The following is a 23699-nucleotide window of genomic DNA, read 5'->3' on the forward strand; positions in this document are numbered from 1 at the left end:
TTAAAATTGAAAATAAATAAATTGACTATTTGTTTCTTGGCCAAATATGATTATTAAATAAATTAAAATGACTTGAATACTGATTATAAACATATCTTTATTCTCATTTACTAAATCTATTATTGATTTTTTTCTGATTAAAAAATATTCAAGGCAAATCAAAATAATAAGATTAAGAATGATTGAGGCAAATATACTTGTGTTTTGAATTCTTAGTGATAAAAATCTATTAAAATTGGTAATGTTTTGCAATATCATAAATGATTGTTCAATAGTTTCAGATCTAAAAAATATCCATGTAAAACAAATCAAATTGAATAATATGAATGATGAAATCAATTTGTTTTTAAAATAAAAATTTGTGATGTTAAATCTTTTTTCAATTGCTAAATATAAACCATTAAAAAAGCCCCATATCACAAAATTCCATGATGCACCATGCCATAAACCTCCCAATAACATAGTTATCATAAGATTTTTATATGTAGAAAATGTTCCTTTTCTATTTCCTCCTAATGGTATGTATAAATAATCTCTTAACCAACTTGATAATGAGATATGCCATCGTCTCCAGAACTCTGTAACCGATTTAGAAAAGTAGGGTAATTTAAAATTTTCCATAAAATTAAATCCCATAATTCTAGCACAACCTATAGCAATATCAGAATAACCAGAAAAATCACAATAAATTTGAAAAGCAAAAAAATAGGTGGCTATAATTAAAGATAAGCCAAAATTATATTCAAAATTGTCATAAATAGAATCTACATAAATACCTAATGTATCAGCAACAACAACTTTCTTGAAAAAGCCTAATATAATTTGAAATATTCCACTTTTTAAATTCAAAAAGTTAAATTTTTTCTTTTCATGTAATTGGGGAATTAAATCGGAAGCTCGTTCAATGGGGCCTGCTACTAATTGAGGGAAAAATGAAACATATAATGCAAATTTTCCTAGATTTTTCTCTGCTTGTATTTTACCATTATACACATCTATAGAATAGGAAAGTGTTTGAAATGTGTAAAAAGAAATTCCCATAGGTAAAATTAAGTGTACAAATGGTATTGAAGAGTTTGATATTGTATTTATTGTGTCAATAAAAAAATTAAAATATTTAAAAGTAAAAAGTATACCTAGATTTGAAATCAAACTGATGTATAGGTAAGGTTTTCTTTTTTTTTATCAACTAAAGAAGACATTTTATAACTACAAAAAAAATCAATTAATGTAGAAATAAGAATTAAGATTATATACTCTGGTCTCCATGCCATATAAAAATAATAGCTAGAGATCAATAAAATAATCCATTTAAATTTATGGGGAACTGAATAATAAAAAATTAATACAATTGGAAAGAACAGAATGAATTCAAAAGAATTAAAAAGCATTAAAAAATCAGTTTGAGTAGTTCAAAAAATTACACCACAAAACAAACCACCCCATCACCCAAATTCACAGCGCAAATACAAACATTCTGTCTTGCACCACTATCCGGATAATAAACCTCTAAAGCTTTAGCCATTTGGGGTGTATTACTTTGTTTTGCTAAAACCATTGGGTGTTGGTCTGATGGGATTTCCACATCAGTACCTTCGATGAAGATTTTTCTAATATCCAGTAAGTCTTCTTCTGACTTTGGTTGGATACCTTTACCTAAAATTTCTTTCGCTTTATTATTGACGAATTTAGGAATATTGTCTTCATCGGTTAAAATTACACCAATATTTGATGATTCAAAAACATCTGTTAAGAATGTATTGGATGGAAGTGGTGCAGTTCCCTGATTTTGATATTTTTCTAATTGGGATTTTGCCCAGCGAAGTTCCTCTAATTGAGCGTGGAAACGTTGAGTGATTTCCGCTTCCGTTTCTTTTTGTTGGAGTTGTGAATTTTTTCCATCCTTACTCATTTCTAATTCTAGGAAGATGTTGTGCCATTCAGCAGGTACATCTCTAGATAATTCAGAACCGATACCTTGAGATTCGTATTCTAAATGTTTTATAAGGATATCTAAAGGATTATAAATCCATTTTTTATTAGATGAACCAATCGTAAGGTATAAAATGCTAATTAATACAATACTTAATAGGGTGATCGGGAAGGTGTTGATACTCTGATTGAGCCATAAGTCAGCTCTCTGTACCACCAAAGCGATCGATCTTTGAGATTGATTATCGACTTCAACTCTTGTAATAAAAAACTCTTTATAATTTTCTAGGTTTTTATATCTCGTTTTCTTGAATTTATTACTTAGAAAATTAGGGATATCATGATGAGCATTTTTCTCGAAGATATGAGATTCTGCATTATTATTGATCCAGAAGATAGGGGTGCCTTTATCGTTTAGAAAATACACATCAGCATGAGTGAATTTAAAAAGATCTAACCCAGAAGTACGAATCTCTTCCACCGATTTCTTTATTTCTTTTGAGGATATTCTATACTGAAACAAAGCTTGAGAATTACTTAAAGCATTGTATAGGAATTGTTTTTCCGTCTGCACATCGATGTACATTTTTACCAGTGAGCCACTAAGAATGGCTAATATAAAAATGATGTACAATACGGCTCCACGTACCTGAAGCTTCGAAAAAATAGCGTTTAGCTGTGCATTCATCCTTTAGAGTTCAAGTTAATTCTTTGCTGTTTTGATAAACGATCCAAGCGTACTTCGTAGGGTAAATCGTCTCCCAACTCAATATGATTAATCAATTTTTGTGCAAAATAGGGGCCTAATGATACCCCCTTTGCACCCAATCCATTAAAGATATGAATATTTTTATAATCTTTTGATGTTCCAACGAAAGGTCTTCTATCAAATGTAGCGGGACGAATACCTGACCAATGATCTAAAATCTCAAAATCATCATCGACCAATTCCACTTTTTCTAATAATTGTCGCTTACCCTTTGCTGTAGGATTTTCCATATCCTCCACACGCTCATAAGTAGCTCCTAACTTGCAATTACCTTCATCGTCGATAGGAAGTATAAAACCATTTCTATTAATTATATGATTGAAACGGGCATTTTTAAACTTTATCAATAGCAATTCTCCTTTCACAGGACGGAAGTCCAAAGTAGGAAAGTAGGGGTTTTTCTCCACTTTATTTCCTTCAGCAAAAATGATGTGCTTCGCTTCTATATTTTTATATTTGATCGTATCTTCACTAACATTCAATTCTTGATGATCGAAAAGCTCCACTTCAATTTTATCTTCCTTCAATGCCTGCTCTTTAAAAGCATCCAAAAAAACAGGAATATCCAAATATCCAGAGCGAGTGACTTCCATACCCCCAAATTCTTGATGAATGACATCAGAATATAGGCTTTCTGAATGAAACTCTTTGATATAGCCATCGTATCGATCATCAGCACTTGCACTCAACCAATCGGTTTGCTTCTCTTGCCCCTCAAAAGGAAAATATAAATTGATAGGTTTGAAAGCATCAATACTATATTTTTTATCAAATATAGGATAGAATTCATCGATCTTCTCCCAAAGCACATCACAAAGCCAAGTCTTCACCATTTTTCTTCCAGTGATAGGATTATATAACCCACCAGCTACTCGAGAAGAGTTTTTGAGTGTCCCATCATCAATAATTCTAAACGAAAAACCTCTATTTTGAAGTGTTTCTGCTAAAATTGTCCCTGCTAACCCTTGTCCAACGATTAAATAATCGACCTTATATGCCATTCTAAAAAATCAAAGTGTAAATTTGTGGCAAATATAAGCATTTCAATTATATTGTTTGGGGTGTAGGTTGATGGGTGGTATATCATATGATCGATATCGTATATAACCAAGCCACCCACGATGGGTTGCACCCATCGTTCGTGAGGAGAGTAGACCGATAATACCTCGATATAGAGAGATTAGCTGTACAGACTTGTTCCATAGATGATCTCGAAGGTAACTAATCTTCCACAAGGAGGGGTGGAACCCCTCCGGATTGCTGAGGTTACAGTCACTCACCACCCACGATGGGTTGCACCCATCGTTTGCGAGGAGAGTTGTTCGATAGTACCTCGATATAGAGAGATTAGCTTACAGACTTGTTCCATAGATGATCTCGCAGGTAACCACTCTTCCACAAGGAGGGGTGCAACCCCTCCGGATTGCCTAGGGTGCTGCTCTTCGGGTTAGACGAAGCTGCAATCTCTCCGGGTTAAAAGGTGGCTAAATCACTATCGTATAAAATAAAAATAGAATGACTAATTTTAAAGAAACACGATGGAAGGAGCGATATCAAGATTTATCTAAATCGTTTCAAAAATTACAAGAAGCTTTAAAAAGAGATCATGATGATGAAATCATTAGAGCTGGTATTATCCAGTTTTTTGAAATGACATTTGAATTATCATGGAAAACCTTGAAAGATTATTTAGAATCAGAAGGGTTAAAATCTAAGACACCTAAAGGCACATTGAAGCAAGCATTTCATGAAATTTTAATCACAGATGGTTATGTTTGGATTGATGCATTAAATAAAAGAGATCTTATTAATCAATCTTTTGATGAAAGAATCTCAAAACAATTAGTCCTATTAATATCAAGCGAATATTACTTAATGCTAGAAGAATTGATTTCGGAGCTATCTTTTTTAATTAAAAAGCAAAGTGACATATCATATTAAAGAATAGTTATTAAGAAGATATAAAAGGTAACTACTCTTCCATAAGGAGGGGTGTAACCCCTCCGGATCGCAGAGGTACAACACACATACTCTCCAACCCATGATGGGTTACACCCATCGTTCACGAAGAGAGTAGACCGATAGTACCTCAATATAGGGAGGTTAGCTGTAAGACTTGTTACATAGATGATCTCTAAGGCAACCACTCTTCCCCAAGGAGGGGTGCAACCCCTCCAGCGCAGATCTCTAAAACGTCATCATACCTCACCAAATAATAAAGTAATAAACATTAATAAAATGATACAAATACAAACATTCACATTCAACCCCTTCCAAGAAAATACCTACCTTATCTGGGATGAGACAAAAGAAGCTGTTATTGTCGATCCAGGTTGTTACGATCAATCAGAAGAGCAACAATTAAAAAGTTTTATTGAATCGAACGAATTAAAAGTGATGAAGATTGTCAATACTCATTGTCATTTAGACCATGTGTTTGGTAATAAATATTGTCAGGATACATTTGGAGTGAAATTATATATTCCAAAAGGAGAGGTAGAGACATTGGCTTCTGGTAAAGATTCGTGTGCTCGCTATGGCATACCTGGTTTTGTAGAATCTTTTGCAGATGAATTGTTAGAAAATGAGGGAACACTTACTTTTGGTGAGTCATCAATGGAGATCTTATATGTTCCAGGACACTCGCCTGGTCATTTAGTTTTCTACTCAAAGGAAGAAGATTTTGCTTTGGGTGGTGATGTATTGTTTAAAGGCTCTATTGGTAGAACGGATTTACCGGGTGGTGATCATCAAACATTATTAGACAATATTGCAAACGTGATGTACAAATTGCCTAATCAGACGAGAGTATATCCGGGTCATGGTCCTTTTACGACTATTGGAGATGAGAAGAGGAGTAATCCTTTTGTAAGGGGGTAGCCTAATTTGAATTAAACGAGGTTGGGAGACCTCTGACGTTTTATAAGCACAAGAACCGCTTCGCTAAATTCTTGTGCTAGGATTAAATATAAATATTTTGAAAAGACATATTCCAAATGCCATTACGTGTGGGAATTTAATCTCTGGGTGTATTGGTATAACATTTTGTTTTGAGGGCAATTTGGTGATGGGTGCCTTTATGATTCTTATAGGAGCTGGTTTCGACTTCTTCGATGGATTTGCGGCTAGAATGTTGAAAGTATCCTCGCCCGTCGGTAAAGAATTAGATTCATTGGCGGATATGGTCACATTTGGTGTACTACCTTCTGTTATTATGTATCATCTATTGATGTACGTTGATGTTTATCAATATCTACCATATTTAGCCTTCCTGTTGGCAGCTTTCTCGGCAATCCGTTTAGCCAATTTTAATGTGGATGAAAGACAATCGGATGGGTTTATAGGTGTTCCGACACCTGCAACAGCCATTATCATTGGTTCACTTCCTTTGATTATGCAATGGTATCCACAATATGATGCATATGTATCAAATGTATATGTTTTGGTAGGCTTAACACTACTATTATCCTATTTGATGAATGCCGAAATTCCTTTGGTCTCACTGAAATTCAAAAACTTCGGTTGGACAGGAAATGAAGCTCGATATATATTAATTATATCAAGTATGATTTTATTGGCAATATTTAGAGTGGCTGCTTTACCATTAGTAGTATTGATTCAGATATTGGTTTCTGTTGTTTTTAGAACGAAATCATCGAAATAATAAATACCGTTATTTATTCTAACATGAATTCTGTCGTGGGTTACAAAGGCAATTGATATTATCACTTACAATTGCAAAAGTCTCCAGACTTATCACCTAATAATTTTTGGTTATAAGTCTGGAGACTTTACTATGTTCAATCACAAGTTTCTTCTTAACACTTGTGATAGGGATTTTTTAATTACTCCTCCACCTTCTTCAACAATGCATTTCCACTCTTATTACTTCTAAATATCTGATACCTCTTATACCCATACATAAATTCTTCCATTCCAACTTTTAAAATTGTAAGTGTTGGAATAGCAAACACCATCCCAACAACACCTCCTAAAGCAGATCCAATAAATACAGCAAGGAAAATGGCGAGCGGATGAACCTTTACACTCCTAGAGAAAATGATAGGTTGCACGGCCACGTTATCTACTACTTGAACGATACCAAAAACGGTAAGAATCTTCGCACCAAGGAAGATATAATCTGGCATTTCTACAAGAGAATTATCGGTAAGTATGCCAACCATCATTCCAAAAGTGAAACCTAAGAATGGTCCCAAATAGGGGATTAAGTTAGCTACTGCGGCAAATACGGCAATTGTAATCGCATATTCAACATCTGCTATCTTCAAACCGATGGTGGCGATGGAAAATATACTGAGCATTTGAAGAAATAGACCAAGTAGATAACTTGATAGTAATTTTTCTGTTTTTATTAGTGCAGAAATAGATACTTCAAAATATTTATTTGGTATCAATGTGATGATTTGCCTTCTAAATAACCCAGGATCATTAAGGAAAAAGAAGGTGATAAATAATACCGCCATTGTACCCACAAAGAAGTTACCTGTTAAGGATATCAATCCATTGATAACGTTACGAATACTATCGCTCTTGACTAGATTGTTGGCGTTTTCTAAAACTTGACTAAGTAAAAAACCTTCTTCAGCTTCAGGCATCACATAATCTCTAATTAATTGCTCGATACCTATAATTGGTCCTTCTACAACAGAGACAATTTCAGTTGGATTTTTTTCTGAAAGTACACTTATCTGACTTTTGATCAATGGATAAAATAGAAAGACAAATAATCCAATGATGGCGAATAACAGTATGAAAGAAAATATTACTGCTAATGGTCTTGGAAATCTATACCCCACAAAATGCAAATTCGATAAATAGTTTGTAGGGGTTTGAAGGATGGATGAAATGATAAGGGAAATGATCAAATAGGCCAGTACATCTTGTAATTGCACTGATAGCCAAGATAGTATCAAAATCACTAAACCAATGATAATTAAATTGGTAAATGACCTGAAATACTTTGCAACAGCTGCTATTTCTTTAAAGGATGATTTATATTTATCTGACACTAATCTTATCTGTTTAAGTAAATGGAAAGTTAGGTTTGTTAAATATAGAAAGGCTCCCGCTTAAATAAAAACAGGAGCCTCTTTAGATCAAAGATTTTTTGACTAATACGATAGATCGTTGTCTAAAGGTTCGCTTTTATACTTGTCTTCATAGTTGTTATTCTCCTCGAAGTCATAGTCAGACAAAAGATCGTTTTTCACTTTGTCTACACATTCTCCAAGGGCATCTACGAATTTGTCAAAGTCTTCCTTGTATAAGAAAATTTTGTGTTTTTCAAATACAGGTTGATCATCTTTAAAACGTTTTTTACTCTCTGTAATAGTTAAGTAATAATCGTTTGAACGTGTTGCCTTAACATCGAAAAAATACGTACGCTTTCCAGCACGTACTTTTCTTGAAAAGATTTCTTCTCTTCTCTCTTCCACAATCCTAATCTTTTAGTTACAATTACACTGTAATTTTTGTATATCATTTAATAATTCCAAGCGATTTTCGAAAAAAATGTATTTTTTTTACACTTTATTTTCATTTATCAATATAAGAGTAAAAATGTTGTATATTGTCTTTCTATTTTGAATATTCTTTCAGAGATACAATTATCCAAAATATATCTTTTTTAAAATTTTAGGGGAGACCCATATGACAAACAAAGTACTTTATTTAACGCTTACATTCATTCATTTTTTTGCTTTATCATTTGCTCAAAGCATTACGAAAATTGGTTATTCACAGATAGGAAAAGCGTCCTATTACCCTGATAATAGAGAAGGTAGAATTACAGCAGGAGGGTATAAATATGATATGAACAAGCTTTCTGCAGCCCATAAGTATTTTCCTTTCGGTAGTATCGTTAAAGTTAGAAACATTGATAATGGTAAAACGGTATTTCTTAAAATAATCGATCGCCCATATACCAATGAAAGAATCATAGATGTGACTTTAAAAGCAGCTCAGAAATTAGATATTATTGGGTTAAATGATGCTGAGGTGGAGGTTACTTTAATGGATACTCCTGAAACGTTAAGAGCGAAAAAAGCCAAAGAGAAGAAGCTTCAATCAAATAACACCACCACAAATTTTAGTAAAGAATTATTTTATCCTACAGGTACTTACACCCTAAATGGAGAAAAATATAATGGAGAAGGCTATTCTGTCATGTTTCTTGCTAATTCTAATATTGAAGACACTTATAATGACGCCATCAATATCAAAAAGTCTTATAATTTTGAGGATGTTTTGATACAGACAGGTTGGTCAAATGGTCAAAAAGAATTTAGGCTATTAATAGGTGATTTCACCTCAGAGGATGAAGCAGAACAATTACTTCAACTCATTAAAAAGATATCTGATCAAGCTGAAATAAAAAAACATTTCAACTAAGCATTATAAACAAATGAACAAGTATAAATTTCTACTACTTATATCCTTATTATTTTCCACTTTTGTCTTCGGACAGAAAAAAGTTGGTGATGTAAAAAAAGGACAAGCGTCCTATTATGCGAATAAATTCCATGGAAAAAAAACAGCAAATGGAGAACGATTTAATATGTATGCATTTACATGTGCTCATAGAGAATTACCGTTTGATACCTACCTTAAAGTAACCAATTTAAAAAACAATAATTGGGTAGTGGTGAGAGTAAATGATAGAGGTCCATTTAAAGCACATCGTATTATTGACTTATCTAAAGCTGCTGCAGCAAAAATTGATATGGTCAAAGATGGTATTGGTGATGTATCTATTGAAGTGCTATATATCAATGGTCAAGGAACAAAAGTAAAAGAGGGAACGACTGGTGTTACAGGAGATGTAATTCCTAAAAATAAATATGTGAAAGAAACACCAAAGAAAGATCCTCCGAAAACTGCAAGTAAGCCCAAAGGAGAATTCGCAGCTCCGGGTACTTACAGTATTTGGGGTACTCCTAAAAATATTAAGAATGGCTATGGTGTTCAGATGGCTTCATATACAGATGTTAAAAAGGCTATTTCAAATGGGAAAAAAGCCAATAAAAAAGGCTTATCTAGTATTTTTATTCAAGCGGGATGGAGTAATGATAAAAAGGTGTATCGATTAATATATGGCGATTTATCTGAAGCCGATGCTAGAAATAAAGTATCTAAGGTGAGAGGTAAAGGGTATAAGGGAGCGTTTGTGAAGAAACATTTGTGATAGGTAGTAGGTGCTGAGTTTACGCTCGATTTTAAGTAAGAGGTAAGAGGTAAGAGGTAAAGCTGGCGCAAATGTTAAGCGCTAGCGACATTTGTGTCTAAAAAACGTTAGAGGTCTCCCGACCTCGGTTTCATAATTTGACATTATAATTACTTTCAAATCTATCTATTTATTTATTATATTAGATAAGACGAATTAAATAACTAGAAAACTATGCAGGAGATTTCATTTGATACTATTAGACAATATGGAAATATAGAACTACTCGCCAAACAAATGGTGGAGGGGTTTATTACCGGTCTTCATAAATCGCCTTACCATGGTTTTTCCGTAGAATTTGCCGAGCATAATTTATACAATCCTGGCGAAAGTACTCGTCATATCGATTGGAAGGTATATGCCAGGACTGATAAGTTATTTACAAAGAGATACGAGGAAGAAACGAATCTTAGAGCAATGATTGTCTTAGATCGTTCTCCATCTATGTATTATCCTGATAAGACCTTCGATAAGATGGCGTTTAGCACAATGGCAGCGGCATCTTTGGGATATATGCTTCAACGGCAAAGAGATGCTGTGGGGCTTTGTACTTTCTCCGATGATATTGAGGAAATGACTCAAGTGAAGTCAACAAAAACGCATTTGCATCAGATTTTCATCAAATTACAGCAGATGTTGGAGAAGCCTCCTCCACAGAAGGAAACACATATCGCTAAGGTTTTACATCAAGTGGCCGAAACTATTCATAAGCGTTCATTAGTCATCATTTTTAGTGATATGATGGGACAAATGGGGAATCGTGACGAGATGTTTGCAGCACTTCAGCATTTGAAGCACAATAATCATGAAGTTCTATTATTTCATGTAGCTGATCATAGTACTGAATTGCAATTAGAATTTCCAGAACGTCCTATGGTGTTTGTTGATGTTGAATCCGGACAAAGAGAAAAATTGAGACCTTCACAGATCAGAGAACAGTATCAAAAGACAATTTCAAAATTATATCATGATTTAAATGTGAAATGTGGACAATATAAAATTGATTATGTTGAAGCAGATAGCAAGAAAGAGTTAGATCAGATTATTATACCTTATATGCTGAAAAGGCAGATGATGAGATAATCATCTAATAATTTGATGTAAAAACACTCTTTTATTTGATAATAAAAATCCCGTATCGTAAAACCAGGAATTAATTCCTGAGCTTTTGATACGGGATTCTTTTTATATATCTATCTTCTAAAGAATAGAGTTTTTCACTACCACTTCGTGTTTCTCATATCACCAGAAGTCATAAATTCAGAGTGCATTTTAAATACTCTGTCCAATGCTTGTGGAGTTTGAGGATGACCTGTAGTTACATCAAGATAATCTCTTAATGTCTCTTTGTAATCAGGGTGAACACAGTTCTCGATAATTGCTTCAGCACGTTGACGTGGAGATTTACCTCTTAAGTCAGCTACACCTTGCTCTGTAATGATCACTTTCACTGAGTGCTCTGAGTGATCTTCGTGAGATACCATTGGTACAATAGCACTAATGCTACCACCTTTCGCCACTGAAGGACATGTGAAGATCGATAAGAATGAGTTACGAGTGAAGTCACCTGAACCACCAATACCGTTCATCATCTTCGTACCTAAAACGTGAGTAGAGTTGATGTTACCGAAGATATCCGCCTCAATTGCCGTGTTAATTGTAATTAATCCTAATTGACGAACGATTTCAGGGTTATTTGAAATCTCTTGAGGACGAAGTACAAGTTTATTTCTAAAGAAATCGAAGTTTCCATAAATTTCTTTCAGTACATCAGGAGAAACCGTTAATGAACAACCAGAAGCGAAAGTGATATCGCCGTTTTTCATTAAATCGATTACTGCATCTTGGATTACCTCAGTGTACATTCTGAAAGGAGGGATACCAGGATTTTTACCCAAAGAACCTAATACCGCGTTGGCAATATTACCTACACCAGATTGAATTGGAAGGAATTCTTTTGGAATAGTACCTTTCGCTAATTCACCAGCAAGGAAGTTCGCTACGTTATCACCAATTTTTTGAGTTACCTCATCAACAGGAGCAAAACCACCAACTTCATCAGGAGCGTTAGTTTCAACGATACCCATGATTTTAGAAGGATCAATTCTTAATACTGGATCACCGATTCTAGCATCAGGAGAGTATACTGGAATAGACTTTCTGTAAGGAGGGTCTAATGGTTGGTAAATATCGTGAAGCCCTTTAATAAATTTAGGGTGATTACTATTTAATTCAATAATAACTTTCTTAGCTAATTTTGTGGCTGTTGGAGAGATACCTACGCCTGATGTTAATACCACTTCACCGTTTGGTGTAATATCAGCAGCTTCGATAATTGCTACATCAATTTCACCAAAGAAGCCATATCTCATTTCTTGAGCTAACGCTGATAAGTGCATATCAAAATATTCTACGTGACCATTATTAATGGCACCTCTCATATCTTTATTTGATTGATAAGGAGTACGGAATTTAACCGCGTTTGCTCTCGCCAATTCTCCATCTAAAGAGTCTCCTGTTGAAGCTCCAGTGATCATTCCAATTTTAAATTCTCTACCGGCTTCGTGCTCTTTTTTCGCTTTTTCAGCAATCGCTTTAGAAATTACTTTTGGCGATCCTGCAGGAGTAAAACCACTAAATGCAACAGTTGTATTATGATGTACATAAGATGCTGCCTCTTCTGGAGTTAAAATTTTAAATGGCATATTTTCTTTCTTTAATCTGGTACAGTTTATCTGTAGATAAGTTTTTTCATTTTCATTTCCCTTAGGTTTAATAATAATACTTCACACAAGAAATATGAACCATTAAATATTCAACCTGGAATGATGATGTAAAGATATAAGTCAGTTTATTAGAAAATGGTGACTAATAAATAACCCTAAAAGGTGATTTAAGTAATGAATTAATTAATATTTAATGATATAAATTAACCTCTTATATTTAACAAAGTATTAAAAGGAAATTATACTCCGTATTCTATTTTCATTTCTATTTAAAATTGATGAAATTGCGCTTCTTGTTTGAAAAAAAATACATAGATATATAAATGGCAAAGCAAAAACCTACCGTACCAAAGGGTACAAGAGATTTTGGTCCAGAGCAAATGGCAAAGAGAACCTACATTTTAGATACTATTAAAAGTGTATATAAAAAGTATGGTTTTCAGAATTTAGAAACTCCAACCATGGAAAACCTTTCTGTATTGACGGGTAAATATGGTGACGAAGGGGATCAATTATTATTTAAGGTTGTAAATTCTGGTGATTACCTTAAAAAGGTAAAACAAGAAGACTTCGAGCAAGGAGCGAAGCATATGTTACCAAAAATCTCTGAAAAAGGTTTAAGATATGATCTAACTGTACCTTTCGCTAGATATGTAGTGATGAACCACGGTAATTTATCTTTTCCATTTAAAAGATATCAAGTTCAACCCGTATGGAGAGCAGATCGTCCACAACGAGGTAGGTATAGAGAATTTTATCAATGTGATGCCGATGTAGTAGGTACAGATTCATTATTATGTGAGGCAGAAATCCTAGCCATGATGGGAGAGGCGTTAACTAATTTGAAAGTTACTGATCATACCATCAAATTAAACAATAGAAAAGTACTTACAGGTATTGCTGAAGCTATCGGAGAAAACGGTAAAGAATCTGAGCTTTGTGTAGCTATTGATAAATTAGATAAAATTGGTGTTGAAAAAGTAAACCTAGAACTAACAGAGCAAAGAGGTTTTACTCAAGAAGCTGTAGATCAGTTAGCACCTATTTATGAAATGAGTGGTACTACTGAAGAAAGAATTGCTAAAATGAAAGATTTCTTAGCCTCTTCAGAAGTAGGTCTTAAAGGTTTAGAAGAATTAGAAGAAGTATTCAATTATACCTCTAAATTAGGTGTAAATACGGATAAAGTAGAATTTGATGTTACCCTAGCAAGAGGTTTATCATATTACACAGGTGCTATCTTCGAAGTAAAAGTAAACAACGCGAATATGGGTTCTATCTCAGGCGGTGGTCGCTACGATAACCTAACAGGTGTATTTGGCTTAGAAGGTATGTCAGGTGTTGGTTTCTCATTTGGAGTAGACCGTATCTACGATGTATTAGAAGAACTAGATCTCTACCCAGAATCAGCTATCGAAACAACAAAAGTAATGTTGACCAACTTCGATAACGCCGGAAGAGACTACTCATTACCATTGCTTCAACAACTTAGAAACGCAGGTATCAGTGCAGAACTTTACCCTGATAACGCTAAAATGAAGAAGCAAATGAACTTCGCCAACCGCAAAAACATCCAATACGTTGTACTTGCATGGGAAGATGAAATGTCTCAAGGGAAGTATTCTTTGAAAAATATGGAAACTGGGGAGCAGGAGATGTTGAGTGCAACTGAAATTGTAGAGAAACTATCTTAACTTTTAATTTTCATAATTCTAAGATAATTTGAGTTAGGAGTTAGGAGTTAGGAGTTAGGAGTTAGGAGTTAGGAGTTGACTTTAATGTCTTTGTGCTACTGACTAGAATTCTTTTCAATTCAGTCGCATCCTTATTAAGGCTTGTATATTGATTTTTGTCAATATACAAGCCTTTTTCAAGTAATAAGAGCCAATAAAGTGTTTCATTGGCTTCTTTTAAAGCAATCATTAATTTGTGCTTAAAATCACTACGACTTTCAGCGTATTTTGATTCAGCTATATTAGCACCAATTGATGTTCCTGATCTGAGGATTTGTTTTGATAAAACGAATTCTTTTTTATCGTTTTGTAAGAATTGACATAGTTTAATAATTCTTGAAGCGAATTCAATAGATTTGATTTGTAGCATATTAGTAAATGAATCGTTGAAAAATCAAATATCTACAAAATCATCAAAAACTCCTAATTCCTAACTCCTAGTTCCTAATTAATTATGCTAACCCCGAAGTCTTCTCCACAACCTTACTACAAAGCTCCACCATCCCCCAAACATCTCCTGGCTCCGCCATTTCCACTGTTTGATGTAGATATCTCATAGGAATAGAAAGTGCACCTGCGATTGCACCATTTTCTGGCATTCTTTGGATGTTTGCTGTGTCTGTACCTCCGAAAGGAAGGATTTCTGCTTGGTGAGGGATATCGTTTTGAGTGGCTACTTCTTCTAGGAGCTCAACCATTCTACGGTCACAAATTGTGCCTCCGTCGAAGTGTTTGATACCGACTCCTTTACCCATTTGTGTGACATAGTTTTCTGGTGCAAGACCTGGGATGTCGTTAGCGACAGTAACATCAAGGGCGATGCCGAAGTCTGGAGAAACGCCGTGTCCTGCTACTTGTGCACCACGAAGGCCAACTTCCTCTTGAACGGTAAATACGCCGTAAACATCACAATCGATGTCTTCTGCTTTTAGTGATTTCATTACCTCAACAAGGGCGTAAACACAAACTCTATCGTCTAATGATTTACCGTTGATAAGGTTACCTACCATTTCTAGGTTTTGAGACCTTGTGATGGAATCCCCAATTTTTACATGTTTAGAGATTTCTTCTTTTGATAAACCACAATCTATAAAATATTCTTCGTTGGTAATTACTTTCTGACGTTCTGCTGGAGTCATCGAATGAATAGGCTTACAACCCATAACACCCAATAGATCTTTCTTTCCATGAACAAGAACACGCATTGATGTTAATGTTTTAGGATCAAACCCACCTAAAGTTTGAAATCTGATATAACCATTATCATCAATATGTTTGACCATGAATCCGATTTCGTCCATATGAGCAGCAAACATAAATTTCTTTGCATCTGCTTTTTTTGATCTCTTTATTGTGATCAAGTTGCCCATATTATCAGTATAATATTCATCTACATGAGATTTTAGCTCATCGATGATTAATTCTCTTACTTGTTTTTCAAAACCCGGTGCGCCAGGTGTTTCGCTAATTGATTTTAATAGGTTCCAATCGATTTTTTCGATGCTCATGATATGTGTTTATTTAATCTTCTTTTACTAAAATATTTTCTGATACCAATGCAGAAATAATTTTCTTATCTCTATCATTGATAGTGATTTCTAAGGACTGATCAAATTCAATTTTCTCAGTGATATATAATTTAGAGCCAATTCCAATACCCATTTTATCTAAATATTGAAGCAGGCTGCTGTTTGAATCCTGAACGGCAACCACCACTACTTTCTGCTTACATTCTATATTGGTTAATTTGATAGCCTCTAAATCATCAAATTCTCCGTTTTTATTTGGAATAGGATCTCCATGAGGATCGTGTTGTGGGAAACCTAAGAATTCATCTAATCGTTCGATCATTAATTTCGATTTGATGTGTTCTAATTGTTCAGCCACTTCATGCACCTCATCCCAATTAAAATTCAATTTTTCTAATAAGAATACTTCCCATAATCTATGCTTTCTGATGATTAATAGTGCTTCTTTATTCCCGGTAGAAGTAAGGGTGGTTCCTTTATATTTTTTATAATTGATAAAACCTTTAGTACTAAGTTTTTTTATCATGTCAGTCACAGAAGCAGGTTTTGTGTTTAAAGCTTCAGCAATAGCATTTGTGCTAACAGGAGATTCTTTCTCGGATAGGTGATAAATCGTTTTTAGATAATTTTCTTCGGAGTGACTTAACATATGATTTAACTGAGGTTAATTGTGATACGCAATTTATAAGGTTTGTATCACTTTTAACAATTTTTCTTCCTCAGATTTCCATAAAGGATCTATTTGATCAGGACTATTTTTGTAACCTACATAAGAATCCAACTTTTTAAGTAGATCTGTGACCTTATCTGATGTGAAATCGTGATATAATGCAGCATTTTGAGGGTTGGTGATATTTTCCCATAAAGGATTAGGGTTAATTATCATTGGTATTTTTAAAGCGAGACATTCATACATTTTCGTAGGAATACAGCCTTTTGTGCTTTTGTTGTAAGGATAGGGAAGACAAACAAAATTTGCTTCTAACATTTTTTCTATAATTAAATCGTGGGAAACAAATTCTTCAATGCCAATTGCAGATACATTCTGATATTTAAGTTCAGCAATACGAATTCTTTCTATGATGTCTTTTTCATATGCCTTTCCAATAATAGAAAAAGAATATTTCTCGATCTTCAATTTATTTACAGCATCAATGAAATCTAGAAAATGATGTGCTCCAAATATTTTAGTAATACTTCCACACATCAAAAAATGAATTTTCCCAGGTTGGAATGACCTTAATTCAATTTCACCTCCGTATTTATTCTCTAATATAGTTGCTTTATTAATAGGTAATTTCTTCTCTTCAAAATAGGTCTTTTCAGCAACAAAAAGGTGATCGACATATTTAAAACAAAGGTTTTCTATTCTTTGTGCAGCAAAAGAAAGGATAGGTGATAGATATTTCTTATGATAACGCTGTTCGGTAAAATTTAAGGGGTAATTTTCTAGTATATCATAAATTATTTTTACTTCCGGGTGTAGGTATTTGAATAATATTATGCTTGGTATCAATTCAATAGTATGAATGATAATAATACCCGGTTGATGTTTTTTTAGAAAACGAAAAAAGTGATTATTCGCCACTAAGCGATGAACCACTTTTTTCTTTTCTTTAAATATAGGATAGAACTTGATGTTACCTTCTTCAGGTGTAGCATCTTTAATATCTGTTCCTACAATCAATATTTCTGATGAAGCTAATTTAGCTAAGGATTTGCCGATTTTCTTGTAAACTCTAGAGTCGTTTACCGGTTTCAACACAGATCCTAAAACTACCTTCATATTATTCTAAGATTGGTGACAAGAATTCCATAGTATCTACATCATCAGCATAGGTATCTACTGATGGGAACTGCGCTTGACCAAAATCTTCTGTTCCTGCTAACCATTGTTGGTCTGCAACAACCACCTGGATTTTGTCTTGATGGATAGACATTTTTTCTTTTAAGTCTTTTCCATTCTCATAATGTTCATAGTAAAGAACAGAAATAGGAGAGACCAAGTCTTGATTTTCCGTTAAAATTAATCCACCATTGTCCAAATGCTCCACTTTGTTGACTAAATAAATTGACTTATTATAGTCGTAGTTATTCGCAAATTTATGATTGATGATCGTCTTCTTCGCTCTTTCTTCTAAGGCGCCCATCAACAACTTGAAATCGTAATCGACAGGAGCATAGACTTTAGAAATGTTTCTGCACCCTAAGCCGTAGTACAAGAAAATGTCATCTGCCAATTTTGCTAAAGTTTCTTTTGATTCATCCCCTTTAATTACAGCAACTGAAGAACGGTTATGTCTGATAATGTGCGGGAATTTAGAGAAGTATTTCTCGAAATAGCGATTACTATTGTCAGACCCTGTAGCGATCACTTTATCGATGTCCAGTGCCGGAGCATCTAAAATAGATACTTGATCTTTGAATTTAGGTTCAATATCAATTAACCAATCCAAAAGGATTTTCATCAAGAAAGTATCTTGAGAACTAAGTTTAGCTTGTAGATGATGTCCAGAAATCAAAACGCACAAAGCATCATGAAAACCAACAGCAGGAATATTTCCGGCCATCACTACCAATATATTTTCTGAAGACGTTTCTGCTGAAATAGAGTAGTTGTTTACCCATTTTTCCAAAACATCACGTTCCAACATTTTCTGAATACCAACAAGAGCATTGTCAACAGTAGTTTCATCGAACCAACCATTGTCATCGTTTGCTCTTCTTGAAAGCATATTTGAAGTCTCTTCGTCGAGTGTTTTTAATTTTTCACCTAATGCCACGAAAGCATTAATTCTATCTTGCAGCTTCATCTTTACCTGTTAATTATAAAACAGTGCAAATCAAATTGAATAAAGTTCTTAATACAAATATATACTCTTAAAAATCCATTAAAGCGAAAGAAATAATGTTTGCACCCATTTGTAATGCTTGTCTCCTTAGTTCTTCAGGATCTTTATGAATACTTTGGTCTTCCCAGCCGTTACCTAAATCACTTTCATAACTATAGTAACAAACCAATCTCCCTTGATACAAAATACCAAAACCTTGTGCAGGTTTTCCATCATGTTCATGGATTTTAGGAAGCCCATTAGTAAAATCAAATACTTGATGATAAATAGGATGAGAGAAAGGTAATTCTACAAAATCTAATTCAGGAAACACCTTTTTCATTTCGAGGCGAATGAATTTATCTAAACCATAATTATCATCAATATGTAAAAAGCCACCACTTATAAGGTAGTTTCTTAAGTTTTCAGCATCTGAATCTGAAAAAACTACATTACCATGTCCAGTAAGGTAGATATATGAATAATTAAATAGTTCAGGACTTCCTATTTCAACAATTTCGTCATCAGGATCTATATTACTACCTATATTATCATTACAGAATTCTGCTAGGTTGGGAAGGGCAGTTTTATTCGCATACCAATCGCCTCCTCCATTATATTTTAGCTTAGCTATTTTAATAGAATAGGTGCTTTTTGATAATTGTGCAGAAATCTGCCAAGATAAAAACAAGAATAAAGTGGTGATGAAAATTCTCATTATGAATTATGTTTTCACTAAAGTGATGGTCTAATTTGATTAAAGCCTAATAAGTTCATTTCAAAAAATACCTGTTTATCAGACTTTCTCTAATGAAATTAAGAGAATACAATTAAAAGATCAACTGATATTAGACAAATGTTTTCATATTCATCAATTGCACTGCAACAATGCCTGCAGTTTCCGTTCTTAAACGTTCTTTCCCTAAACTCACCCAATCAAAACCATTGTCTTTGGCTTTTTCTGCTTCATTTTCACTAAATCCACCTTCAGGTCCTACAATAATAAATGTATCACCATCAGAATTTAACTTAGAAAATAAGTGTTCAGTGCTATCTGTAGGTACATAAGCAATAAACTTTTGATCTGCTTGTATGGATAAAATATCATCGAATGTATTTGCTAATGATAATTTGGGGAGATGGAATTTTCTAGATTGCTTCATTCCTGAGATTGCAATTCTTTCTATCCTTTCTAATTTAATATTTTTCCTTTCTGAATTTTCTGAGAAGAAAAAGGTAATGGATTCTACACCTATTTCTATAGCTTTCTCTACAAAAAACTCTATGCGGTCCATGTTTTTGGTAGGAGCAATACCAATATGTAAACCTTGGCCCGCTTGAGGCATTTTTTCTTCTTCTTCTATGCTAACTCTACATTTCTTAGGGTTGGCATCAATAATTGAAGCAGTATATCTAAAACCCTTTCCATCCATTAAATAAAGGTGGTCATTGGCTTTCATTCTTAAAACACGAACAATATGTTTCGAATCTTCAGAATTTAAGACAACCTCTGAATCATTTTCTCGTATGTCACTATGGTAAAAGAGTCTCATTTTTATATAAAAAGGATGATTTAATCTATTATTTAGGCAAAAATAAACCTATTAATGATTTATTTTTAAATTATTCTATGAAAAGATGAAGATTTCTTTTGTATGTAATATTGATTTTGTATTTTTGCAAGCCAAATCAGATTAAGGTGAATAAGAAAAAACCATATAGTATAGGAATTGCTGGGCTGAAGAATGGTAAGCACCAGTTTGAATTGGAGTTGTCTCGCGAACTTTTAGATTTATTTGAATCTGAATTGATGGAAAATATATCAGGAAGCGCGATATTGCAACTTGCAAAAAGTGAAACTGCTATAGAGGCAGAGATAACACTTGATGCGAAAGTGATGTTATTGAGTGATAGATCACTAAGAGAATATGAAGAGACGATGAATTCTCATCAGAAAGTATTCTTTAAGTTTTCAGATCACTTTGAGATGTTGGAAGATGATTTATTTAAAATACCTTTTAATGAAGCATCTTTAGATTTTTCTCAAATCATTTATGATCAAATAGCATTATCTCTACCAACAAAAAGACTTCATCCTGATGAAGTCGAGGAGGAAGATCTGTTTTATACAACAGCAAGTGAAGAGGAATTGTTGGAAGAGGAAGAGAACGAAGATCAAGAAGATGAAGAAAAAGCATCTGATCCTCGTTGGGATATTTTGAAAAAACTCAAATGATATAATAAAATTTAAAAATGGCACATCCTAAATCGAGAATCTCGAAAGCGAGTAGAGGTAAGCGTCGTACGCACCTTAAAATGGATAAACCTACAATCTCTTTTTGCCAAACAACTGGCGAAGCACACGTTAGACACCGTGCTTTCTGGTCAGATGGTAAAATGTATTATCGTGGCCAAGTGGTGATCGATAATTCATCAGATGTAGAAGAAGCAGCTGAATAGTTTAATCTGTTCAGAATCAAGCCAATTCCTAAAAAGGGATTGGCTTTTTTTTATGTTTTATATAGAATTTGCTAGAGTTGTTTATCTTTGCATCTTGTAATTGTGTAGAAACAACATTCTATTCGAAAATAATATAGAAATACCTATAAAGTTATGGCAATAAAAGCAGCAATTAAAGGCGTTGGGGGATACGTTCCTGATTATGTGCTTACCAACGCAGAATTGGAGAAAATGGTGGATACCAACAATGAGTGGATATTAGAAAGAACAGGTATTTCAGAAAGGCGTATATTAAAAGGAGATAAAGGTACTTCGTATCTTGGTGCAAGAGCCGTTGAGAATCTCTTAGAAAAAACGAATACTAAAGCAGAAGATATTGATTTAATTATTTGTGCTACGGTTACTGCAGATATGCATTTCCCTGCAGCAGCAAATATGATTGCTCATCAAGTGGGAGCAAAAAATGCATTTAGTTATGATATTAATGCAGCTTGTTCAGGATTTGTTTACGCATTGTCTACAGGTTCACAGTTTATCGAAACTGGAAGATACAAGAAAGTAGTTATCGTTGGTGCAGACAAAATGTCTAGTATCGTCGATTATACTGATAGAACAACTTGTGTATTATTTGGTGATGGTGCAGGTGCTGTTCTATTAGAACCTACTGAAGCTGAAGAAGGAGTAATGGACTTCGTCTTAAAAACAGATGGTGCTGGTGAACCTCACTTACATATGAAAGCAGGTGGATCTTTACTACCTCCTTCACATCAAACAATTGATGACAAACTTCATTACATCTATCAAGAAGGTATGCACGTATTCAAACATGCAGTAGTTTCTATGGCAGATGTATCAGCAGAAATCATGGAGAGAAATAATTTGGGGTCAGATGATATCGCCTATTTAGTTCCTCACCAAGCAAACAAACGTATTATCGATGCCACAGCCAATAGAATGGGAGTAGGCGAAGAAAAAGTGATGATGAACATCCATAAATACGGTAATACAACTGCTGCCACTATTCCATTATGTTTAATGGACTACGAAAATAAGTTAAAAAAAGGCGATAATCTTGTATTTGCTGCTTTTGGTGGCGGATTTACATGGGGCGCAGCTTACATTAAGTGGGCATACTAATAAATATTTGTATTTTTGCCTTTGGTCTAAAAATTGATTGTTAGACCTTAGCATTTTATCAAAGTCAAAAAATAGAGTATATATAAAATGGCATCTACAGCTGATTTTAAAAATGGTCTGTGTATCGAGTTCAATAACGATGTATTTCAAATTATTGAATTCCAACATGTGAAGCCAGGTAAAGGTCCTGCTTTCGTACGTACAAAATTAAAGTCTGTTCGTACTGGTAAAGTAATTGATAACACTTTTGCTTCTGGACATAAAGTAACCACTGCTCGTATCGAAAGAAGAGAGCATCAATACTCTTACCAAGATGATATGGGATTCCATTTCATGGATACTAGTTCTTGGGAAGAAGTAACTTTACCAGAAGAGCAAGTACCAAATAACGATTTGTTGAAAGATGGAATGAATGCTGACATTCTTTTCCATGTTGAGGCGGATGATGAAGTTATTGGTTGTGAATTAGCTCAATTTGTAGAAATGGAGGTGATTTATACTGAGCCAGGTATTAAAGGTGATACTGCAACAAACACACTTAAACCTGCCACAGTTGAAACTAATGCTCAAATTATGGTTCCTTTGTTTGTTGACACAGGAGATGTAATTAAAGTGAACACACAAGAGCGTTCTTATGTAGAACGTGTTAAAAAATAATTTTTTTAAAGGAATATGTTTGAGTGTAAAAACTCAAACATATTCTAAGTATTTAATATTATACAGAAATTAACTTTTTGAAGCCTTCTTTTGAGGGAAGATTAAAGTTCACACACTATCACATTATGAAAGCACCAGAGGTAAAAGATCTGATTAGCTTTATTGCGAACTCAGGTTTGCAAGAAGTAAATGTAGAAACTGCAGAAATCAAACTTCACGTTAGACGTAATCCTGAAGCGGCAGCTGTTGCTGCTCCAGTAGCTGCACCTGTTTTAGCTTCAGCTCCAGTAGCACCTATCGCTGCTCCAGCAGCAGCTGAACTTCCTGCATCTGCACCAGCACCTGCAGTAGAAGCTCCTTCTGCTCCTGAAGCACCTGCGGCCGATTCTTCGAATTACATCGAAATTAAATCACCTATGATTGGTACGTTCTATACGTCACCTAACCCTGATTCAGATACATTCGTTAATGTTGGCGATAAAGTGAAGAAAGGAGATGTAGTTTGTATCATCGAAGCAATGAAACTATTTAACGAAATCGAATCTGAAGTATCAGGTACTATCGTTAAAGTATTGGCTGACAACATGTCTCCAGTAGAATACGACCAACCACTATTCTTGGTAGATCCAGCTTAGTCGTTCTTTTAGAATGATCTATAGCATACAGTTAAATATAACTTCTT

25 protein-coding genes are annotated in these 23699 nt (G+C 34.1%); 12 read left to right on the forward strand and 13 right to left on the reverse strand.

The genetic code is table 11. From position 1 onward, the window contains the following. The 3 genes from MY04_RS05280 to MY04_RS05290 form a co-directional block, all read right to left on the reverse strand. Positions 1-1041: an MBOAT family O-acyltransferase gene (locus MY04_RS05280; RefSeq protein ID WP_236941097.1), complete on the reverse strand. Its 1041-nt coding sequence runs from the start codon at positions 1039-1041 to the stop codon at positions 1-3. 379 nt (positions 1042-1420) lie between these two features. Next, the gene (locus MY04_RS05285; RefSeq protein WP_066207379.1) at positions 1421-2620 is read right to left on the reverse strand and encodes a PAS domain-containing protein; all 1200 of its coding nucleotides are present in this window, start codon (positions 2618-2620) and stop codon (positions 1421-1423) included. After that, complete coding sequence (locus MY04_RS05290; protein ID WP_066207383.1) at positions 2617-3702, reverse strand: NAD(P)/FAD-dependent oxidoreductase; 1086 nt, start codon at positions 3700-3702, stop codon at positions 2617-2619. The genes MY04_RS05285 and MY04_RS05290 overlap by 4 nt, the downstream gene beginning before the upstream one ends. 514 nt (positions 3703-4216) lie before the next feature. On the opposite strand from MY04_RS05290, the gene MY04_RS05295 reads away from it, so the two are divergent. From MY04_RS05295 to pssA, 3 genes are all read left to right on the forward strand, one after another. Next, positions 4217-4642, forward strand: coding sequence for an HI0074 family nucleotidyltransferase substrate-binding subunit (locus MY04_RS05295; protein WP_066207384.1), 426 nt, complete (start codon positions 4217-4219; stop codon positions 4640-4642). 297 nt (positions 4643-4939) lie between these two features. Beyond that, entirely contained in the window at positions 4940-5581 is a 642-nt protein-coding gene (locus MY04_RS05300) for an MBL fold metallo-hydrolase (RefSeq protein ID WP_066207386.1), read from the forward strand. A 97-nt stretch (positions 5582-5678) separates the two neighbouring features. Next, positions 5679-6365, forward strand: coding sequence for a CDP-diacylglycerol--serine O-phosphatidyltransferase (pssA, locus tag MY04_RS05305; RefSeq protein WP_336234587.1), 687 nt, complete (start codon positions 5679-5681; stop codon positions 6363-6365). Positions 6366-6546: 181 nt separating this feature from the next. Here pssA and MY04_RS05310 read toward each other — a convergent pair whose 3' ends face one another. Both MY04_RS05310 and MY04_RS05315 read right to left on the reverse strand, forming a co-directional pair. Beyond that, positions 6547-7731: an AI-2E family transporter gene (locus MY04_RS05310; RefSeq protein WP_236941098.1), complete on the reverse strand. Its 1185-nt coding sequence runs from the start codon at positions 7729-7731 to the stop codon at positions 6547-6549. A gap of 102 nt (positions 7732-7833) precedes the next feature. Next, positions 7834-8157 (reverse strand): DUF3276 family protein, encoded by a 324-nt coding sequence (locus tag MY04_RS05315; protein ID WP_066207388.1) that lies wholly within the window; start codon positions 8155-8157, stop codon positions 7834-7836. A 214-nt stretch (positions 8158-8371) separates the two neighbouring features. Between MY04_RS05315 and MY04_RS05320 the strand changes: the two genes are divergently transcribed. The 3 genes from MY04_RS05320 (at position 8372) to MY04_RS05330 (ending at position 11027) form a co-directional block, all read left to right on the forward strand. Continuing rightward, positions 8372-9112, forward strand: a complete 741-nt coding sequence (locus MY04_RS05320) for a septal ring lytic transglycosylase RlpA family protein (RefSeq protein WP_066207390.1) — start codon at positions 8372-8374, stop codon at positions 9110-9112. A gap of 13 nt (positions 9113-9125) precedes the next feature. Further along, the gene (locus MY04_RS05325) at positions 9126-9905 is read left to right on the forward strand and encodes a septal ring lytic transglycosylase RlpA family protein (protein ID WP_066207392.1); all 780 of its coding nucleotides are present in this window, start codon (positions 9126-9128) and stop codon (positions 9903-9905) included. Between the two features lie 213 nt (positions 9906-10118). Further along, on the forward strand, positions 10119-11027 hold the full coding sequence (locus tag MY04_RS05330; RefSeq protein ID WP_066207394.1) for a DUF58 domain-containing protein: 909 nt from the start codon (positions 10119-10121) through the stop codon (positions 11025-11027). A 137-nt stretch (positions 11028-11164) separates the two neighbouring features. Here the strand turns inward: MY04_RS05330 and MY04_RS05335 are convergent, their stop codons facing one another. After that, entirely contained in the window at positions 11165-12649 is a 1485-nt protein-coding gene (locus MY04_RS05335; protein WP_066207396.1) for an acetyl-CoA hydrolase/transferase family protein, read from the reverse strand. A gap of 344 nt (positions 12650-12993) precedes the next feature. Here MY04_RS05335 and hisS point away from each other — a divergent pair, with 344 nt between their 5' ends. Then, entirely contained in the window at positions 12994-14364 is a 1371-nt protein-coding gene (hisS, locus tag MY04_RS05340; RefSeq protein WP_066207397.1) for a histidine--tRNA ligase, read from the forward strand. 61 nt (positions 14365-14425) lie between these two features. Here the strand turns inward: hisS and MY04_RS05345 are convergent, their stop codons facing one another. The 7 genes from MY04_RS05345 to MY04_RS05375 all read right to left on the reverse strand — a co-directional run bounded on the left by MY04_RS05345 (position 14426) and on the right by MY04_RS05375 (position 20316). Next, positions 14426-14773, reverse strand: a complete 348-nt coding sequence (locus MY04_RS05345) for a four helix bundle protein (RefSeq protein WP_066207399.1) — start codon at positions 14771-14773, stop codon at positions 14426-14428. 82 nt (positions 14774-14855) lie between these two features. Then, positions 14856-15911, reverse strand: coding sequence for a M42 family metallopeptidase (locus tag MY04_RS05350; RefSeq protein ID WP_066207401.1), 1056 nt, complete (start codon positions 15909-15911; stop codon positions 14856-14858). A gap of 13 nt (positions 15912-15924) precedes the next feature. Next, on the reverse strand, positions 15925-16581 hold the full coding sequence (locus MY04_RS05355) for a metal-dependent transcriptional regulator (RefSeq protein ID WP_066207403.1): 657 nt from the start codon (positions 16579-16581) through the stop codon (positions 15925-15927). Between the two features lie 33 nt (positions 16582-16614). Next, positions 16615-17718: a hypothetical protein gene (locus tag MY04_RS05360; RefSeq protein WP_066207404.1), complete on the reverse strand. Its 1104-nt coding sequence runs from the start codon at positions 17716-17718 to the stop codon at positions 16615-16617. A gap of 1 nt (position 17719) precedes the next feature. Beyond that, positions 17720-18745: an acyl-CoA reductase gene (locus tag MY04_RS05365; protein ID WP_066207406.1), complete on the reverse strand. Its 1026-nt coding sequence runs from the start codon at positions 18743-18745 to the stop codon at positions 17720-17722. A gap of 67 nt (positions 18746-18812) precedes the next feature. Next, positions 18813-19481 carry a DUF4159 domain-containing protein gene (locus tag MY04_RS05370; RefSeq protein WP_066207408.1) on the reverse strand — a complete coding sequence of 223 codons (669 nt, stop codon included), beginning with the start codon at positions 19479-19481 and terminating at the stop codon, positions 18813-18815. A 130-nt stretch (positions 19482-19611) separates the two neighbouring features. Then, on the reverse strand, positions 19612-20316 hold the full coding sequence (locus MY04_RS05375) for a 16S rRNA (uracil(1498)-N(3))-methyltransferase (RefSeq protein WP_066207410.1): 705 nt from the start codon (positions 20314-20316) through the stop codon (positions 19612-19614). 146 nt (positions 20317-20462) lie between these two features. Between MY04_RS05375 and MY04_RS05380 the strand changes: the two genes are divergently transcribed. The 5 genes from MY04_RS05380 (at position 20463) to accB (ending at position 23652) form a co-directional block, all read left to right on the forward strand. Continuing rightward, positions 20463-20999 carry a YceD family protein gene (locus MY04_RS05380; RefSeq protein WP_158297575.1) on the forward strand — a complete coding sequence of 179 codons (537 nt, stop codon included), beginning with the start codon at positions 20463-20465 and terminating at the stop codon, positions 20997-20999. 17 nt (positions 21000-21016) lie between these two features. After that, complete coding sequence (gene rpmF / locus MY04_RS05385; RefSeq protein WP_066207416.1) at positions 21017-21223, forward strand: 50S ribosomal protein L32; 207 nt, start codon at positions 21017-21019, stop codon at positions 21221-21223. Between the two features lie 153 nt (positions 21224-21376). Then, positions 21377-22360: a beta-ketoacyl-ACP synthase III gene (locus MY04_RS05390; RefSeq protein ID WP_066207418.1), complete on the forward strand. Its 984-nt coding sequence runs from the start codon at positions 21377-21379 to the stop codon at positions 22358-22360. An 87-nt stretch (positions 22361-22447) separates the two neighbouring features. After that, the gene (gene efp, locus MY04_RS05395) at positions 22448-23017 is read left to right on the forward strand and encodes an elongation factor P (RefSeq protein WP_066207421.1); all 570 of its coding nucleotides are present in this window, start codon (positions 22448-22450) and stop codon (positions 23015-23017) included. A 125-nt stretch (positions 23018-23142) separates the two neighbouring features. Further along, positions 23143-23652, forward strand: a complete 510-nt coding sequence (accB, locus tag MY04_RS05400) for an acetyl-CoA carboxylase biotin carboxyl carrier protein (protein ID WP_066207423.1) — start codon at positions 23143-23145, stop codon at positions 23650-23652. Positions 23653-23699 lie beyond the last annotated feature (47 nt).

The organism is Flammeovirga sp. MY04 (assembly GCF_001682195.2).
GTDB lineage: Bacteria > Bacteroidota > Bacteroidia > Cytophagales > Flammeovirgaceae > Flammeovirga > Flammeovirga yaeyamensis.